This window comes from Albibacillus kandeliae (genome assembly GCF_003116585.1).
GTDB classification, from domain to species: Bacteria; Pseudomonadota; Alphaproteobacteria; order Rhodobacterales; family Rhodobacteraceae; genus Albibacillus; species Albibacillus kandeliae.
Genome location: NZ_QEHM01000003.1, coordinates 889,109 through 907,048, shown reverse-complemented (window position 1 = coordinate 907,048; position 17,940 = coordinate 889,109). Strand labels below are relative to the sequence as shown.

15 protein-coding genes are annotated in these 17,940 nt (G+C 65.2%); 2 read left to right on the top strand and 13 right to left on the bottom strand.

Going from position 1 to position 17,940, the window contains the following annotated elements; all coding sequences use genetic code 11:
- Window positions 1-44: 44 nt before the first annotated feature.
- The 12 genes from DDT93_RS10200 to mutM form a co-directional block, all read right to left on the bottom strand.
- Window positions 45-1,118, bottom strand: a complete 1,074-nt coding sequence (locus tag DDT93_RS10200; protein WP_109465680.1) for an extracellular solute-binding protein — start codon at window positions 1,116-1,118, stop codon at window positions 45-47.
- Between the two features lie 189 nt (window positions 1,119-1,307).
- Window positions 1,308-2,186, bottom strand: coding sequence for a ribokinase (locus DDT93_RS10195; protein WP_109465679.1), 879 nt, complete (start codon window positions 2,184-2,186; stop codon window positions 1,308-1,310).
- 83 nt (window positions 2,187-2,269) lie between these two features.
- The gene (locus DDT93_RS10190) at window positions 2,270-4,063 is read right to left on the bottom strand and encodes a gamma-glutamyltransferase family protein (protein ID WP_109465678.1); all 1,794 of its coding nucleotides are present in this window, start codon (window positions 4,061-4,063) and stop codon (window positions 2,270-2,272) included.
- Between the two features lie 18 nt (window positions 4,064-4,081).
- Window positions 4,082-6,499, bottom strand: a complete 2,418-nt coding sequence (gene gyrB / locus DDT93_RS10185; protein WP_109465677.1) for a DNA topoisomerase (ATP-hydrolyzing) subunit B — start codon at window positions 6,497-6,499, stop codon at window positions 4,082-4,084.
- Window positions 6,500-6,576: 77 nt separating this feature from the next.
- The gene (locus DDT93_RS10180; protein ID WP_109465676.1) at window positions 6,577-7,194 is read right to left on the bottom strand and encodes a LysE family translocator; all 618 of its coding nucleotides are present in this window, start codon (window positions 7,192-7,194) and stop codon (window positions 6,577-6,579) included.
- Window positions 7,191-7,622 carry a VOC family protein gene (locus DDT93_RS10175; protein WP_109465675.1) on the bottom strand — a complete coding sequence of 144 codons (432 nt, stop codon included), beginning with the start codon at window positions 7,620-7,622 and terminating at the stop codon, window positions 7,191-7,193. The genes DDT93_RS10180 and DDT93_RS10175 overlap by 4 nt, the downstream gene beginning before the upstream one ends.
- A complete protein-coding gene (recF, locus tag DDT93_RS10170) occupies window positions 7,619-8,725 on the bottom strand; it encodes a DNA replication/repair protein RecF (protein WP_109465674.1) in 1,107 nt (368 codons plus the stop codon). Before recF ends, DDT93_RS10175 begins: the two co-directional genes overlap by 4 nt.
- A gap of 60 nt (window positions 8,726-8,785) precedes the next feature.
- Window positions 8,786-9,904 carry a DNA polymerase III subunit beta gene (dnaN, locus tag DDT93_RS10165; protein WP_109465673.1) on the bottom strand — a complete coding sequence of 373 codons (1,119 nt, stop codon included), beginning with the start codon at window positions 9,902-9,904 and terminating at the stop codon, window positions 8,786-8,788.
- Between the two features lie 222 nt (window positions 9,905-10,126).
- Window positions 10,127-11,518: a chromosomal replication initiator protein DnaA gene (gene dnaA, locus DDT93_RS10160; RefSeq protein WP_109465672.1), complete on the bottom strand. Its 1,392-nt coding sequence runs from the start codon at window positions 11,516-11,518 to the stop codon at window positions 10,127-10,129.
- A gap of 549 nt (window positions 11,519-12,067) precedes the next feature.
- Window positions 12,068-12,331, bottom strand: coding sequence for a 30S ribosomal protein S20 (gene rpsT / locus DDT93_RS10155; RefSeq protein WP_109465671.1), 264 nt, complete (start codon window positions 12,329-12,331; stop codon window positions 12,068-12,070).
- A gap of 214 nt (window positions 12,332-12,545) precedes the next feature.
- Entirely contained in the window at window positions 12,546-13,322 is a 777-nt protein-coding gene (locus DDT93_RS10150) for an enoyl-CoA hydratase (RefSeq protein ID WP_109465670.1), read from the bottom strand.
- Between the two features lie 62 nt (window positions 13,323-13,384).
- Window positions 13,385-14,236 carry a bifunctional DNA-formamidopyrimidine glycosylase/DNA-(apurinic or apyrimidinic site) lyase gene (gene mutM, locus DDT93_RS10145; protein ID WP_109465669.1) on the bottom strand — a complete coding sequence of 284 codons (852 nt, stop codon included), beginning with the start codon at window positions 14,234-14,236 and terminating at the stop codon, window positions 13,385-13,387.
- A gap of 87 nt (window positions 14,237-14,323) precedes the next feature.
- Between mutM and ubiE the strand changes: the two genes are divergently transcribed.
- Both ubiE and ubiB read left to right on the top strand, forming a co-directional pair.
- Window positions 14,324-15,076 carry a bifunctional demethylmenaquinone methyltransferase/2-methoxy-6-polyprenyl-1,4-benzoquinol methylase UbiE gene (gene ubiE, locus DDT93_RS10140; RefSeq protein WP_109465668.1) on the top strand — a complete coding sequence of 251 codons (753 nt, stop codon included), beginning with the start codon at window positions 14,324-14,326 and terminating at the stop codon, window positions 15,074-15,076.
- A 3-nt stretch (window positions 15,077-15,079) separates the two neighbouring features.
- Window positions 15,080-16,612 carry a 2-polyprenylphenol 6-hydroxylase gene (gene ubiB / locus DDT93_RS10135; RefSeq protein ID WP_109465667.1) on the top strand — a complete coding sequence of 511 codons (1,533 nt, stop codon included), beginning with the start codon at window positions 15,080-15,082 and terminating at the stop codon, window positions 16,610-16,612.
- 52 nt (window positions 16,613-16,664) lie between these two features.
- On the opposite strand, the gene DDT93_RS10130 is transcribed toward ubiB, so the two are convergent.
- Window positions 16,665-17,840, bottom strand: a complete 1,176-nt coding sequence (locus tag DDT93_RS10130; protein ID WP_109465666.1) for an acetyl-CoA C-acyltransferase family protein — start codon at window positions 17,838-17,840, stop codon at window positions 16,665-16,667.
- Between the last annotated feature and the right edge of the window lie 100 nt (window positions 17,841-17,940).

The window sequence follows — 17,940 nt, the reverse complement described above, 5'->3', positions numbered from 1 at the left end:
GCGACCCCCGCGTATCGCAGGGGCCGCCCGGTCAGATCAGGAGGTTACTGGGCCGCTTGCACGCGATCCAGCACACCGCCTTCGATGGCTTCCAGCCCGGCCGGAACCGGCGGATACCACTTGATGTTGTCCACGGCTTCCGGCGGGAAGGAGGCTTGGTACTGGGCCTTCAGCTCGGCCGAGGCGAACTCGTCGGCGCCCTTGGAAGCGGTGAAGTTCCCGGCAGCCTCGGTGATCAGCGCGGCGACCTCGGGCTTCATCACGAAGTTGATCCAGGCATAGGCGGCATCGTCGGCCTGACCCTTGGCGGGCAGAGCGAAGGTGTCGATCCAGCCCAGTGCGCCGGAGGCCGGTGCCACGAAGGTGATGTCCGGGTTGTCGGCGTTCAGCTTCCAGCCGCCGGTGTCCCATGCCATCGAGGCAACCACTTCGCCCGAGCGCAGCAGGCCCATCAGCTCGTCACCGCCGCCCCAGTAGGTTTTGACGTTCGGCTTGCACTCGATCAGCTTGGCTTCGACCTTGTTCATGATCTCGGTATAGGCCGCCTCGTCGCCGTAGGCCGCGAAAGGGTCGAGGCCCATCGCATAGGCAAAGCCGATCAGCGTCGGGCGCTTCAGGCGGTACGAGACCTTGCCCGCCACGTCGGCATTGCAGAGGTCGGTGTAGTCCTTGACGTCGGCGGCCTTCTTGGTGTCGACCACGAGGCCCGAGGTCCCCCAGACGTGCGGCACGCCGTAGACCTCGCCGTCAACGGTGGTGTTCGCCATCGTGGCGTCCAGCATCGACGGGATGAACAGCGACTTGTCGATCTTGGAGATGTCGATCGGCTTGTAGATACCGAACTCCAGCTGCGGACCCGCGATGCGGTCCTGGCTGGGCTGGATCAGGTCGAAGCCGCCGCCGCCGGTGGCGCGCAACTTGGCGATCATTTCCTCGTTGTTCGACTTGGTCACCTCGACCGTGTGGCCGGTTTCCTTCTCGAACATCTCGACGACGTTCTCGGGCGCGTAGCCGCCCCAGGTCAGCAGGCGCAGAGTATCGGCGCCAGCCTGTTGCGCGAATCCGATCAGCGCGACACTCAGCGCCGTGATCGAAACCTTGATGGTTCTCGGTGTCATGATCTCACTCCGTTTCATGGGTGCACCCCGTGCCGCCTTGTCGCCGGTCTGATCCCCCACCAAGGCCGCTGCGAAAGTGTTAGTACACAAATTTCTTTCGGTCTATCGGCACATCCGCCAAAAACGAAAAAAAGCGAACAGGCGGGCCCGCAATCATGCAAGGCCACGCGCGGCGGTCAGTACTGCTGCTCAGAGGGCGTGTGCCGCGAGGAAGCGCCGGATCTCGGTTTCGGTCGGAATCGCGTCGGTCGCACCCGGGCGACCCACCTGCAGGGCAGCGGCGGCATTGGCGAAATCCATCGCGATGCGCGGCGGCTCGCCCCGGTCGATCCCGGCAAGGAAGGCGCCGAGAAACACGTCGCCCGCGCCGGTGGTGTCCACGACCGGCACCCGGTGGGCCCCGACCGCGACGGTTTCGCCACCCGCGATGTATTCCGCTCCTTCGCTCCCCCGGGTCACCAGCAGAGCCAGTTCGGGCGGGAGCGTGGTTCCGCCCAGCGCGGCGCGCAATTGTTCCAGCTCCACCGCGTTGACCGACAACAGGTCCACATCGCCCAGCAGGGGCACCACGGTCCCGGCCACGAAGGGCGCGGCGGAATAGGCGACCTTCATGCCCCGGTTTCGGGCAAGGCGCGCACAGGTTGCCGACTGGTTGGTCTCGTTTTGGAACAGCAGCCAGTCGCCGGGAAGGGCGGCCGCCACTGCGGCCGCGACCGCCTCATCCGGAACACAGGCATTGGCGCCGGGATCGATCACGATCAGGTTCTCGCCGCTCTGGTCCACGAAGATCGTCGCGCTGCCGGTTTCGACGTTCTCCACCGCGACCACCGAGGTATCGTCGATGGCAAGCGCCGCCAGCGCCGGCCCGATGGCATGGTCACCCGCGCCGATCGCACCGACCTGCCGCACCGCGCCCCCGGCGCGATGGATCGCGACGGTCTGGTTCAACCCCTTGCCACCCAGCCCGACAGTGACCGACAGGGCCTGCATCGTCTCGCCCGGTTCGGGGAAGCGAGGCACGCGCAGAACACGGTCCCAGTTGATCGACCCGACGTTCAGTATGGTCATGTGCCTGAGCCTCCCGGAATTACGTCCGCCTCAGGGCTACCCGAGGCGACGCCGTCGGTGCAAGCGATCCGTCACGCCCGCAGTCAGCGCCCCACCGCATAGGCCTGCATCAGGCGTGGCGTGGCTGCGGCTCGTAAGAGGCCATCCGCATCGCGCGCCGCGGCAGTCAGACGTCCGACGGACCAGGGCGCGGCAACCTCGACCTCGTGCCCGCGGCGGCGCAACTCGGCAATCACCCCCTCGCCCGCGGCGGGTTCGATCATCATGCGCCCCGGCATCGCGCGACGGGGGTAGAAGGAGCCGGTGAAATGCATCGAGTGGAACAGGGGGCCGTCAATGACCTCCTGCATGTTGCCGCCACCATGCACCAGCCGCAGGAAGAAGATGAGCTGCCACTGGTCCTGCTGGTCGCCCCCCGGAGTGCCGAAGACGAGGTTCGGGCGACCTTCGTGCAGCGCCAGCGAAGGTGTCAGGGTGGTACGCGGGCGGCGTCCCGGGCCGAGGCTGGTTGGCAGCCCTTCGTCCAGCCAGAACATCTGCGCGCGCGAGTTCAGAGCGAACCCAAGGCCGGGAATGATCGGGGAGGACTGCAGCCAGCCACCCGATGGCGTCGCCGAGACCATGTTGCCCCAGCGGTCGATCACGTCGAGGTGCACGGTATCGCCCTTGCGGTTGGCAAGGTGCGCCATGGTCGGCTCCCCCGCATCCGCCCCGACCAGCACGGCGGTCTCTGCCCCCGCCTGCGCCACGGCAGCTTCGGCAAGGTGTTGCAACCCGGCGATCCGGCCTGGACGCTGGTCGAGCGAGGCGTTTTCACCGATAAGGCCCGCGCGCGCTCTGGCATAGTCCTCGGACAGCAACTGCTGCATCGGAACATCGAAGAAATCGGGATCGCCGTAATAGGCGTCGCGGTCGGCATAGGCCAGCTTCATCGCCTCGACCGTGGTGTGGACAAAGTCGGCACCCAGCGGCGGCATGTCGGAAATACCGCTGTGTTCCAGTATCTTGAGCGATTGGAGTAGGACCGGGCCCTGCCCCCACGGCCCGGTCTTGCAGACCGTCCAGTCGCCGTAGTCGCCGCGCAGTGGTGCTTCCCAATTGGCCTGCCAGCCCGCCATGTCGTCGGCGCTCAACACACCCTTGCGCCGCTCTCCGGTGCCGTCCATGACGCAGGCGCTTTCAAGGTAGGCGCCGATACGTTCGGCCACGAACCCCCGGTAGAAGGTCTCGCGCGCCTTCTCCACCTGCGCCTCGCGCCCACTGACAGTCTCGGCCTCGGTCAGCACCTTGTCCCAGGTATCGGCAAGGACAGGATTGCGAAACAGGGCGCCGGCGACCGGGACATTGCCGCCCGGCATCCATGTCTCGGCGGAGCTGGTCCACTCGGTACGGAACAGATCCGCCAGCCCCTCGATCGCCTGCGAAACACGCTCCAGCACCGGATGACCGTGCCGCGCGTAGTAGATCGCCGGCTCCAGCACCTCGCGCAGCGACATCGTGCCGTGATCGCGCAGCATCAGCATCCACGCATCGAAGGCCCCCGGGATGACCGTGGCCAGCAGCCCCGAGCCGGGGATCAGGTCCAGCCCTTCGTTGCGGTAGTGCGCGATGGTCGCGCCCTGCGGGGCGGCGCCCTGACCGCAGAGCACGCTGACCGCATCCTCCCGCGCCGAGTAGATCAGCGCGGGCACCTCGCCCCCGGGCCCGTTCAGGTGAGGCTCGACCACCTGCAACACAAGCCCCATCGCCACCGCCGCATCAAAGGCGTTGCCGCCCTTTTCCAGCAGGCCGAAGCCCACGGCCGAGGCCAGCCAATGCGTCGAGGTCACGACCCCAAAGGTGCCCGTGATCTCGGGACGTGTAGTGAAAGCGGCCATGGGGTCTCCAGGTGGGAATCAGAAGTCCAGATGCTCCACGTTCAGGGCGTTCTGCTGGATGAACTCGCGGCGGGGTTCCACCACGTCACCCATTAGCTTGGTGAAGATGTCGTCGGCCTCGGACATGTCGTCGATCTTGACCTGCAGCAGGGTGCGGGCGTCCGGGTCCAGCGTGGTTTCCCAGAGCTGGTCGGGGTTCATCTCGCCCAGACCCTTGTAGCGCTGGAGCGACAGACCCTTGACCCCCTCGTCGAGGATCGACTGCAACAGGGTCAGCGGGCCGTGGATCATCTGGTTGCGGTCCTTGCGCTCCAGACGGGCCGCGACGCCATAGACCTCCTGCAGGCTCTTGGTGAAGTTGCCGGTGCGGCGCGCTTCGCCCGAGCGGAGCAGCGGACCGTCGAGGGTGCGGACCTCTTCGACGCCGCGCAGGATGCGGGCCAGACGGATGCCGTGGTCCTGCGTGATCCGGCCCTGCCAGCCCCGCTCGTACTCCAGTGCGATCAGGTCCAGACGCTCGGCGACCTTGTCGGCCACGCCCTGCAGGTCGGCATCGACGGCACCGGGTACGAAGGCCCCGGCGATGGCTGCCTGTTCGAGGATGTGGCGCGGATAGTGCGTCGGGAAGGCATCCAGCACGCGCTTCAACTGGCGCGCCTCATCGACTACGCGGGCGAGGTCCTGACCGACGATTTCCTCGCCGGAGCCCAGCCGCAGCACGGTGCCCTCGACGCCCTGCTGGATCAGGTAGTCGTCCAGCGCCGCCTGGTCCTTGAGATAGACCTCGGACTTGCCGCGCGTCACCTTGTAGAGCGGTGGCTGCGCGATGTAGAGGAAGCCGCCTTCGATCAGCTCGGGCATCTGCCGGTAGAAGAAGGTCAGCAGCAGGGTCCGGATGTGCGCGCCGTCCACGTCGGCGTCGGTCATGATGACGATCTTGTGGTAGCGCAGCTTGGAGATGTTGAACTCGTCGCGGCCGATACCGGTGCCGAGCGCCATCACGAGGTTGCCGATCTCCTGGCTCGACAACATCCGGTCAAAGCGCGCACGCTCCACGTTCAGGATCTTGCCGCGCAAGGGAAGGACAGCCTGGGTACGCCGATCGCGGCCGGTCTGGGCCGAGCCACCGGCGGAGTCACCCTCGACGAGGAAGACTTCGGTCTTCGACGGATCCTTCTCGGAGCAATCCTTGAGCTTGCCTGCGAGGAAGTTCACGTCCATCGCCGTCTTGCGCCGGGTCAGTTCGCGCGCCTTGCGGGCAGCTTCCCGCGCCAGCGCGGCCTCGATGATCTTGCCGACGATGATCTTGGCCTCGTTCGGGTGTTCCTCGAACCATTCCGCCAGCTTCTCGTTCACCAGCCCTTCGACTGCCGGGCGCACCTCGGACGACACCAGCTTGTCCTTGGTCTGGGACGAGAACTTGGGATCGGGCACCTTGACCGAGAGCACGCAAGTCAGCCCCTCGCGGGCGTCGTCGCCGGTGAAGTTGACCTTCTCCTTCTTGGCGATGCCGCTGGTCTGCGCGTAGTTGTTGATGGTCCGCGTCAGCGCGCCCCGGAACCCTGCGAGGTGGGTCCCGCCATCACGCTGGGGGATGTTGTTGGTGAAGGGCAGCACCGTCTCGTGGTAGCTGTCGTTCCACCACATCGCGACCTCGACCCCGATCCCGTCCTTCTCGCCGGACATGAAGATCGGATCTGTCATCATCGACGACTTGGACCGGTCGAGATACTTCACGAACTCGCGGACCCCGCCCTCGTAGTAGAGCTCGGACCGCAGCGGCTCCACCGGGCGCTCGTCCTCGAGGATGATGCGGACACCGGAGTTCAGGAAGGCCAGCTCGCGCAGGCGGCGCTCCAGCGTCTCGAAGGAATACTCGAGGTTCGAGAAGGTATCGGTCGAAGCGAGGAACCGCACCTCGGTCCCCTTCTCGCCGTTGGAGTCTCCGACCACCTCGAGATGCTTGACCGTGTCGCCGCGTTCGAACCGGGCGATATGCTCCTTGCCATCGCGCCAGATGCGCAGTTCCAGCCAGTCCGACAGAGCGTTCACCACCGAGACGCCCACGCCGTGCAGACCGCCCGAGACCTTGTAGGAGTTCTGGTCGAACTTACCGCCCGCGTGCAGCTGGGTCATGATGACCTCGGCCGCCGAGACGCCCTCTTCCTCGTGGATACCGACAGGAATGCCGCGGCCGTTGTCGCGCACCGATACGCTGGAATCCGCGTGGATCTTGACGGTCACCGCATCCGCGTGACCGGCCAGCGCCTCGTCGATTCCATTGTCGACGACCTCGTAGACCATGTGGTGCAGGCCCGACCCGTCATCGGTATCGCCGATGTACATGCCAGGGCGCTTGCGGACGGCCTCCAAACCCTTGAGAACCTTGATGGAATCGGCACCGTATTCTTCAGGCGCCTGTGCATTCTCGGACATCCGAAAATCCTTTTATCTTTTTGTGATTTTATACTGGCCGTAGGGGGGAATGTCACGCGAATCCCCCAGATTTTGTGTCAGGTGAAGGGGATCACCAGACCGACCAGCATCAGCAGCGCCCCGGCCCCGCGATTGAGCCTGCGGATCGCCGCCGGAGAGCTGACGAAACTCCTGACACGGCCGATGAAGGCCGCGAAACCGAGGTTGCCGACCAGCGGGATCGCGAAGGACAACGTGCAGATGGCGACGATGTCGGGCGCCCCGACCGACTGCAGATCGAAGAAGCCCGGCAGGACGCCCATGTAGAAGAGGATCGCCTTGGGGTTGGCGAGGATCGCGGCCACCCCGGCGGCGAAACCGGCGGCCTTGCCGGGGCGCGTCAGCCGGCTGTTGGCGGCGATCTGGCCGGAACTGCGCACCAGCGTCCAGCCCATCCAGAGAAAGATCAGGCTCGCCACCCAGCGCATGATGGTCATGAAGCCCGAGACCTCCTGCACCAGCCACGAGACGCCGATCACGGCGATGAAGGGCCAGACGATGTCGCCGACCGCGACGCCAAAGGCCAGCGGCCATGCGGCCTGGAACCCGCCGCTGATCGACCGCGCCATGATGGCGAGCCAGACCGGCCCCGGGGTGAGGAACAGGATCAGCAGCGCCCCGGCATAGAGGAGCAAGTCGCCGGCGGTGATGGTCATGAAGCGTCGGGCAGCGTCAGCGAGCCGTCCTCGGCAAGAGGCCAGAAGGGGTTCATCGCCAGTTCCCAGACATGGCCGTCGGGGTCGGCGTAGTAGCCGGAGTACCCGCCCCAGAACACCTTTTCGGGGCGCTTCAGTACCGTGGCCCCGGCCGCCAGCGCCGCCGCGAAGGCCGCGTCGACCTCTTCGATGGTGGCAAAGTTCTGCGCCAGCGTGATGGCCCCTGTTCCGAGCTCCGCCCCGGCCCGCCCCTGGTCCTCGGCGAGCGCCGCCCGCCCGAACAGGCCGAGCGCAAGGCCATTCATCTGGTAGAAGGCGACACCCTCCTGCTCCTGCGCCGGAGACCAGCCGAGAGCGCCGTAGAAATCCTTGGCACGATCCAGGTTCGCGACGCCAAGCGTGATCAGGGTAACCCGTTGCGGTGTCATGCGGCATCCTTTCGTTCGACGCGGCTCTCGCCGCCGGTCTCGGTCACCTCGAGGTATTGCGCCCGCGCGCCCAGTTCCCCGAAAAGCTCCGGCCCGGTCCCCGTCATCCAGGCCTGCGCGCCAAGCGCACAGATCTCGTCATAGAGCGCAGCGCGGCGCCCGGCGTCCAGATGAGCCGAGACCTCATCCAGCAGCAGCAGCGGCGGCGCCCCTATGCGCGCGGCCAGCGCCCGTGCGTTGGCCAGGATCAGCGAGACCAGCAACGCCTTCTGCTCGCCAGTGGAACAGTCCTTGGCGGGCACGCCCTTGGCCGCGTAGACCCCGTAGAGGTCGGTACGATGCGGCCCCACCAGCGACCGTCCGGCCGCCATGTCGCGAAAGCGGCTTTCGGCCAGCGCTTCGCGCAGGTCCGTCTCGGTGTCGGGCATCTCGCCCTCGCTCTGTACCAGTTCCAGCGTGGCGGCGGGAAAGGCCGTCTCCGCCCCCTCCTGCGCGCCCGCCAGTTCCTCAAGCGCCTCGCGCCGGGCGCGGTCGATCATATGACCCGATTCCGCCATCTGCCGCTCCAGCGCGGCGTACCAGTGCGCATCGCGCACCTGGTCCTTCAGCAGCCGGTTGCGCTCGCGCATCGCCTTCTCGTAAGCCAGCGTTGCATCGGCATGGGCCGGTTCAAAGCTCATCACCATGCGGTCGAGGAACCGACGCCGCCCGTCCGCGCCCTCGATCCACAGCCGGTCCATCGCCGGGATCAGCCACAGCACCCGCGCGATCCGCCCGAGCGCCACCTGACCTGCGGGTTTTCCGTCGATCTTCACCTGCCGCGCCGCGCCGCCATCCGACCAGGTCTCGACTTCGTGCATCCGCCCCAGCGAGGCGATCACGGCGGCAAGCTTCCATCCCACCGATTCCGGCCGCCGCGCCATCTCTTCCGCGCTCGACCGGCGCAATCCGCGCCCTGGCGAAAACAGCGAAACCGCTTCGAGGATGTTGGTCTTGCCCGCGCCGTTCGGCCCCCAGATCGCCACGGGCCGGGCGTCGGTTTCGATCCGCGCCACCTTGTGACTGCGGAAATGCGACAGGGTCAGCTGCGTCAGTGCAAGCAAACCGGCCCCTGTCTTCTTTTCTTCGAAAATACTCTCGCCGAAGGCATCGACGCAGTCGATTTACACGCGCATCGGCATGACGACATAGACCGCGGTCTGGTCGTTGCCCTCGCGCATCAGCGTCGGGTCACCTGCCGAGTTGAACATGAAAACCGCGTTCTCGCGATCCACCTGGCTGGCGATCTCCAGCAGGTACTTGGCGTTGAAGCCGATCTCGAGCCGCTCGTCGCCATAGGCCACGGCGAGTTCCTCTTCGGCGGCACCGCTGTCCGGCGCATTGACCGAAAGAACGAGACGGTCCTCGTCGAGCTGCAGCTTGACCGCGCGCGAGCGCTCGGACGACACGGTGGCGACCCGGTCCACGGCCTGCGCGAATTCGCTGGCATCCACCTCGAGGCGGCGGGTGTTGCCCTGCGGAATCACCCGGGTGTAGTCGGGGAAGGTTCCGTCGATGACCTTGGAGGTCAGCGTGATGTCGGGGGTGGCAAAGCGCACCTTGGTCTCGCTGACCGACACGGCGATGGCCATGTCGTCGTCTTCCAGCAGCTTGCGCAGTTCGCCCACGGTCTTGCGCGGCACGATCACGCCCGGCATCGCCTCCGCGCCCTCGGGCAGCGGTGCGTCGATGCGGGCGAGGCGGTGGCCGTCGGTCGCGACGCAGCGCAGGACGCGGCCGTCCTCGCTGTCGGACACGTGCATGTAGACGCCGTTCAGGTAATAGCGGGTTTCCTCGGTCGAGATGGCGAACTTCGACTTGTCGAACAGGCGGCGCAGGTCGCTGGCCTTGGCCGAGAAGTTCGACTCGTATTCCGACGAGGCCATGACCGGGAAATCTTCCTTGGGCAGAGTCGCGAGCGAAAAGCTCGAGCGACCGGCCTCAACCGAGAGACGTCCGGCGGCGCTGTCGGCGGTCAGGGTAACGAGCGAGCCATCCGGCAGCTTGCGCACGATCTCGTGCAGCGTGGTGGCCGCGACAGTGGTGGATCCGGCGCGTTCAACCTGGGCCGGTGCCTTGTCCACGACCTCGATATCGAGGTCGGTGGCGCGGAACTGGACGGTGTTGCCCTCGGCCTCGATCAGCACGTTGGCCAGGATCGGGATCGTATTGCGGCGCTCCACGACCGATTGAGCCTGTGCGACCGCCTTGAGCAGGGCGCCGCGTTCGATGCTGATCTTCATAGTCTTCGATCCTTCGCAAGGGCCGGGAAGGGCAAGTTACCCGTTTGTTCCCGCAGCACAAGGTGTTTTCCTGCGTTTCTCGGCCGGAAAGGGAGATGCGTCAAGAGGAACGCCCGCCAGCGAAGCAAAGCTATGGCGCATCGGCACCGCAGTTGCTCCCAACCGGCTGGACGCGGCCCCGGAACAGGTCCGGGGCACGGCGTTGCCGTCCTGCTGAAGCGCTCAGGCTTCCAGCTGACGGCGCAGCATTTCCACGTCTTCGGCGATCTGCCCGTCCGAGGCCTTGAGCTCCTCGATCCGTTTCACGCCGTGCATGATGGTGGTGTGATCGCGCCCGCCGAACCGGCGCCCGATCTCGGGCAGCGAACGGCTGGTGTGATGCTTGCACAGGTACATCGCGACCTGGCGCGGACGGGCATAGGCCCGCAGGCGCTTGGGTCCGATGATGTCGCTGAGGCGGATGTTGTAGTACTCCGCCACCTTCCGCTGGATCTCCTCGACGGTGATCTTGCGCTCGGAAGCGCGCAGCACGTCGGCGAGGCAGTCCTGCGTCAGCTCCATGTCGATCTCGCGCCCGACCAGCGAGGCGAAGGCGAAGAGACGGGTCAGAGCGCCCTCGAGAACGCGGACGTTGGTCGAGATGCGGTGCGCAAGGAATTCCAGCACGCCGTCGGCGATGGTGAGACCCGGGTAGGTCTTGCGATAGGTCTGGACCTTGGACTGCAGGATGCCGAGGCGCAGTTCGTAGTCGGTCGGATGCAGGTCGACAACGAGACCGCATTGCAGGCGCGACTGCACGCGCTCTTCGAGGTCCTTGATCTCGCCCGGGGCACGGTCGGCCGAGATGATGATCTGCTTGTTCTGGTCCACCAGCGCGTTGAAGGTGTGAAAGAACTCTTCCTGGGTGGAGTCCTTGCCGGCGATGAACTGCACATCATCGACCATCAGCACGTCGACCGAGCGGAACATCAGCTTGAAGTCCATCATCTTGCGTTCGCGCAGCGCCTGGATGAAGCGGTACATGAACTGCTCGGCCGAGAGGTAGAGCACGTTCAGCTCGGGCTGACGGGCACGTAGTTCCCATGCGATCGCATGCATCAGGTGAGTCTTACCGAGGCCGACGCCGCCGTAGAGCACCAGCGGATTGAAGGTCACCGGACCGCCCTCGCTGACGCGACGCGCTGCGGCATGGGCCAGTTCGTTCGGCTTGCCGACGACGAAGCTGTCGAAGGTAAAGCGGGGATCCAGCGGCGCGGCCGGCAGGTCAGAGACCGTTTCCTCGGCGGCCACGGGGCGCGCCTGAACGGCCGCCGAAGCGGACTCGGCCTTGGCCGCCGGACGGGCCGACGCGGGATTGGGCCGGCTCGGCGCATTGGCCGGAACCTGGAACAGCACGCGCTGGACGGATTCGCCCGCGGAATTCAGTTCGTAAAGAATCAGATCCGAAAAGTTCTGCCCGACGTAATTCCCCATGAAATTCGTCGGCACGTGGAACACTGCAACCCCATCTTGCAGTTTCGAGAATTCAAGCGGCTCGATCCACGTGGTGTAATTGTTCTGGCCGACAGTCTTCAGCAGCCTCTGTCTGAGTTGTCCCCATTTCTCTTGTGTCATCCAGTGCCTCATGCATCCCAATTCAGGCGATTTCGCCCTTGCTATCGTTGACCGGCGCAGAAACCGGCTGGATTCACAGCAATAGGAGGCATGCGCTGCCGGAGACCGGCAACGTGAAGACCCAGACACTTCAACATCGAAACCCCAAACGCAAACCGACACCCGCCCGCAGCAGACGGATCGATCAGCGCAAGACTTCGCGCACACTTTTATATGACAGGGCCATGCGACGGCGAGCAACCAACGTACATAGCAGACCGAACAGACGAGGATTTGAGCCTCAACTGCCGACATCGCCTCCGGATTTCCCTGATGGCATTCAGGTTGTTTTTCCGAAGACTGCCTGTCCCCCCAAGCGAGTGAATCGCAAGATCAGTGGTACCAATTCCGGGTGGAGAGCGGCAACGAAACTATGATGTTGACTCTCACTTTCGCGGAAAGAATCTCTCGCGGCCGCAGAATGGTGCAGGGGACCGATTTCAGAAAAAAAGGCGCTGCGAAGTGCAACGCCTTTGAGCCGTTAAATATTCGTCACATTTCGCAGGGGACTTAGCCCAGGGCCTTAACCCGCGAGGACAGACGGGACAGCTTCCGCGAGGCGGTGTTTTTGTGCAACACACCTTTGGTCACGCCGCGCATCAGTTCGGGCTGAGCAGCGCGCAGAGCGGCAATTGCCACTTCTTTGTCACCGGAAGCGATTGCTTCCTCGACTTTGCGCAGGAAGGTGCGAATGCGCGAACGGCGCGCTTTGTTGATTGCGAATCGAGTCTCGTTCTGACGAGCGCGTTTCTTGGATTGCGGCGTATTTGCCATGTGTCGGTTCCCCTGTTTCGGGTCGGTTGAAATCGAGAGCGCAACGAGACCCATCCCTTTCGGGGAACACCGGGTTCAGTAACCGGTCGAATCCTGCCAGAGCGGGCATCACGCGCATGTATCGGCGGCGTATAGGCGACAACGCCGGAAAAGGAAAGCCCCTATCGCGCAGCAGGCGAAGGGGCGGGCCCGGCGGTACCGCCGGGCGCAGGACTCACTTGTCGCGGAACTGAGGCTGGCGCTTTTCGAGGAAGGCGGCCATGCCTTCCTTCTGGTCCTCGGTCGCGAACATCGAATGGAACAGGCGACGTTCGAACAGGATACCTTCGCGCAGCATCATCTCGTAGGACCGGTTCACCGACTCTTTGGCGGCGATGACGGTCGGCAGAGACTTCTCGGCGATCTTGGCCGCAGCGGCCATCGCTTCTTCCATCAGCTTCTTGGCGGGCACAACGCGGCTTACCAGTCCTGCGCGCTCAGCCTCCTCGGCGGGCATGAAGCGGCCGGTGAGGTTCATGTCCATCGACTTGGACTTGCCGACGAAACGGGTCAGACGCTGAGTGCCGCCCATCCCGGCAATGACACCGAGGTTGATCTCGGGCTGGCCGAACTTGGCAGTGTCGGCAGCGATGATGAAATCGCAGGCCATCGCCAGCTCGCAGCCGCCGCCCAGCGCATAGCCGGACACGGCCGCGATGATCGGCTTGCGGATCGCAAGGATACGGTCGCTGGCATCGGCAAAGAGGTTCTCGCTGAACACGTCGACAAAGGACTTCTCCGACATCTCCTTGATGTCGGCACCTGCGGCAAAGGCCTTTTCCGACCCGGTGATGACGATGCAGCGCACCTTGTCGTTGGCGTCGGCTTCTTCAAGTGCATCGCAGAGTTCGCCCAGAAGCTCGGTGTTCAGGGCGTTGAGGGCGTCAGGACGGTTCAGTTTGATGAGGCAGATGTGGTCTTCAGTTTCGACGTTGATCGTCTCAAAGGCCATGAATCGAGCTTTCGTTGTTCTCTTCGGAGTCGAGCCTTAACACGAGAGGTCCTCACTGCAAGTTATCTTTGGCATTTCGGACAGAAGAACGAGGACCGTCCCGACTGCACCAGTCGTGCGATGGTCTCGATGCAATCCGGGGTTTTGCAGGGGGCGCCTTCGCGCCCGTAAACATCGAAAGAGTGCTGGAAATAGCCCAGTTCCCCATCCGCGCGCCGGTAGTCGCGCAACGACGAGCCGCCCGCCGCGATGGCCTCGGTCAACACCTGGCGGATGATCGGGACCAGCGCGGCAACCCGGGCTGCGGCGATTTTTCCCGCCTTGCGCCGCGGCGAGATGCGCGCGCGGTACAGCGCCTCGCAGACGTAGATATTGCCAAGCCCTGCGACGATCCCCTGATCCAGCAGCGCGGCCTTCACGGGCGTGTTCTTGCCCCGGAACGCGGCGATCAGGTGGTCTTCGTGAAAGTCGTTGCCGAGCGGCTCGGGCCCGAGGACCGAGAGCAGCTTGTGCTGCTCGGCGGTGGCGGTCTGCATCAGGTCCATCGCGCCGAAGCGGCGGGCATCGTTGAAGGTGATGCGGCTGCCGTTCTCCATGTGGAAGACGACGTGGTCATGCTTCTCGGGCAGCGGATGCTCGTGCACGAACCGCCCCAGCGGATCGCCCGAGACCACCATGCGCCCGGTCATCCCGAGGTGGACCAGCAAAGTCTCACCCGACGACAGGTCGGCAAGGATGTACTTGGAACGCCGCCGCAGCCGCTCGACCCTTTGCCCGGTCAGCCGCTCGGCCATGCGCTCGGGGAAAGGCCAGCGCAGATCGGGCCGGTTGACCTCGGCACGGGCGATCACCTGCCCCTCCATCACGGGGGCCAATCCGGTGCGAACCGTCTCCACCTCTGGTAATTCTGGCATTATGCACTTTCTTACTACGGGGGCGCGCATTGTGCCGCCCGGAAACGCCCTATAACAAGGGGCAAAATTCAGCGGCGGCAAGGGCCCATGACCGACGACACCTCCAAGACAACCCATTTCGGACGCGAGACCATTCCCGAGGGCGAGAAGGCCGGGCGGGTGCAGGGCGTTTTCAACTCCGTGGCCAGCAAGTACGACATCATGAACGACGTGATGAGTGTCGGCATCCACCGGGTCTGGAAGGACGCGATGATGGACTGGCTGGCGCCGCGTCCGGGGCAGAAACTGCTGGACGTGGCCGGGGGCACCGGTGACATCTCGTTCCGCTTCCTCAAGCGCGCGGGCCATGGCCACGCGACCGTGCTGGATCTGACCACCCCGATGCTGGTGGAGGGCCGCAAGCGGGCCGAGGCGGCGCAGATGGCCGAGAGCCTCGACTGGGTGACGGGCGATGCGATGAACCTGCCCTTCGAGGCGAATACCTTCGACGTCTATACCATCAGCTTCGGCATCCGGAACGTGACCCGTCCGCAGGAGGCGCTGAACGAAGCCTACCGCGTCTTGAAGCCTGGCGGGCGCCTGATGGTGCTGGAGTTCTCGCAGCTGCCGAACGACGGGCTGCAGAAGCTCTATGACCTCTACAGCTTCAACGTGATTCCGCGCATGGGCCAGCTGATCGCAAACGACCGCGACAGCTACCAGTACCTGGTCGAGTCAATCCGTAACTTCCCTGACCAGGAGACCTTTCTGGGCATGGTGCGCTCCGCCGGTTTCGGCAATGCCAAGTACCGCAACCTGAGCATGGGCATCGCCGCCCTGCATTCGGGCTGGAAAATCTGACGCATGCGCGGACCGCACAACATCATCCGGCTGGTCCGGACCGGCGCCACGCTGGAACGCACCGGCGCCATGCAGGTGATCCTCGACGCCTACGACGCGCCGCCGCTGCTGCGGCTGGTGGCACGTCTGATGGGCAAACCCTTCATGTGGCTCGGGTACAAGGGGGATCCGGCGATGCCGCCCGCGACCCGCGCGCTGACCGCGCTCGGCCCGGCCTACATCAAGTTCGGCCAGATCCTCTCGACGCGTCCCGACCTCGTCGGCGACGACCTCGCCGTTCAGCTGCGCGTTCTTCAGGACAAGCTGCCGCCCTTTGCGACTGCGCTGTCCAAGGCAGAAGTGGCGAAGGAGCTTGGTGTCACGGTGGATGACGCCTTTTCGGAGTTCAGCGAACCGATTGCCGCCGCTTCCATCGCGCAGGTCCACAAGGCGCGGCTGGCCGACACCGGCGAAGAGGTTGCGGTCAAGGTTCTGCGGCCCGGGATCGAGCGGGCCTTCCGCAAGGACGTGGACGCCTTCTACTTCGCGGCGCGGATGGTCGAGCTGTTCGCTCCCGGCGCGCGTCGGCTGCGTCCGATGGACGTGATCGAGCATTTCGACGGCGTGGTGCGGGGCGAACTGGACCTTCGACTGGAGAGCTCTGCCGCCTCGGAGTTCGCCGACAACACCAAGGGCGATGAAGGTTTCCGCGTTCCCTCGATCAAGTGGGGCCTCTCGGGGCGCCGGGTGATGACGCTCGGCTGGGCAGACGGCGCGCCGCTGGGCGACAATGACGCCATCGACGCCGCCGGACACGACCGCGCCCTGCTGGGCGAGCGGGTGCTGCGTCTGTTCTTGATGCACGCCTTGCGCGACGGTTTCTTCCACGCCGACATGCATCAGGGCAACCTGAAGGTCGCCCCGAACGGCGATATCGTCTGCTATGACTTCGGGATCATGGGGCACATCGACGAGTATACCCGCCGGGTCTATGCCGAGATTCTCTTCGGCTTCATCCGTCGCGACTACAAGCGTGTGGCCGAGGTACATTTCGAGGCGGGCTACGTGCCTGCCGATCAGGATGTGGACGAATTCGCCCGGGCACTGCGCGCGGTGGGGGAGCCGATCTTCGGCATGGACGCCAGCCATATCTCGATGGGGCGGCTGCTGGCCTATCTCTTCGAGGTAACCGAGCGGTTTGGCATGGAGACGAGGACCGAGCTGATCCTGCTGCAGCGCACGATGGTGGTGGTCGAGGGCGTGGCGCGGTCGCTGAACCCGCATATCAACATCTGGGAAGTCGCACGGCCCGTGGTCGAGGATTACATCAAGAAATCCATCGGCCCCCGCGCCCTGCTGTCGGATCTGACCCGGACCGCGCTGGTCATGGCCCGTTTCGGCCCCCGCCTGCCCGGCATGGTCGAGGCGGCGCTGGTGGCGCAGGCGGACCCGAAACCGGTGGAGAAGAAGCACTGGCGGCGCTACGTCGTGCTGGCCGCCCTGATCGGCGGGGCCTTTGGTGCCGTCGTGGTCGCGGCGCTCGACCACATCTTCTGACGCAAAACGCGCCCCGGAGGGCGCGTTTTCGGTTCCGTCGGCTGGGTGTGCCTCAGAGCCGCTCGATGGCGATGGCGATGCCCTGACCGCCGCCGATGCACATGGTGATAAGGCCCTTGGTGCCGCCCGTGCGCTCCAGTTCGTAGAGCGTCTTGACAGTGATGATCGCGCCGGTCGCACCCACCGGGTGACCGAGAGCGATGGCGCCGCCGTTCGGATTGACCCGGGCCGGGTCCATACCCAACTCCCTGCTGACCGCCAGTGCCTGCGAGGCGAAGGCCTCGTTCGATTCGATCACGTCGAAGTCGCTGATCGACAGGCCGGTCTTTTCCATCAGCTTCTGCACGGCCGGGATCGGACCGATGCCCATCACCTCGGGGCGTACGCCTGCGTGGGCATAGCCGAGGATGCGGGCCCGGGGCTTCAGGCCGGCCTTTTCGGCCGCATCGGCGGTGGCGAGCACGATGGCCGCCGCGCCGTCATTGATGCCAGACGCATTGCCCGCGGTGACCGATCCGTCCTTCTTGAACACCGGACGCAGCCCGGCCAGCGCCTCGAGGCTGGTCTGCTTGGGGTGCTCGTCGACCTTGAAGGGCACCTTCTCGCGCTTGACCATCACCTCGACCGGAACGATCTGGCTGTCGAAGTAACCGGCCTCGATGGCTGCCGCCGCGCGGTCCTGCGACAGCATGGCAAAGGCATCCTGATCTTCGCGGGTGATCTGGTGCTCGGCCGCCACGTTCTCTGCGGTGACGCCCATGTGGCCGGTGCCAAAGGGGCAGTTCAGCGCCCCGAGCATCATGTCGAGCGACGTGATGTCCCCCATCTTCTGCCCCCAGCGGGTCGAAGGCACGATGTAGGGGCTGCGCGACATGCTCTCGGCACCGCCCGCCAGCGCGAACTCGGCATCGCCCAGCATCAGGCTCTGAACTGCCGAAACGATGGCCTGTGCGCCGGAGCCGCAGAGACGGTTCACGTTCATGGCCGGGGTGCTCTCGGGGATGCCAGCCTGCATCGCGGCGACGCGGCTCAGGTACATGTCGCGCGGTTCGGTGTTGATGACGTGCCCGAACACGACGTGCCCGATCTGCTTGCCCTCGACGCCCGAACGTTCCAGCGCCGCCTCTGCCGCCACTGTGGCGAGATCGATCGGCGCGGTGCTGGCCAGGGCGCCTCCAAAGGTGCCGATGGCCGTGCGTGCGCCATCGAGGATCACGATATCCGTCATGATGAACTCCTCCTCGTATCAATGAGTCGGCGCAGACTATGGCCCTCGCCGCGGTGCGGCGCCAGCCGAAACGCCCGGGACGTCGCGTTGCAAGCGCGAT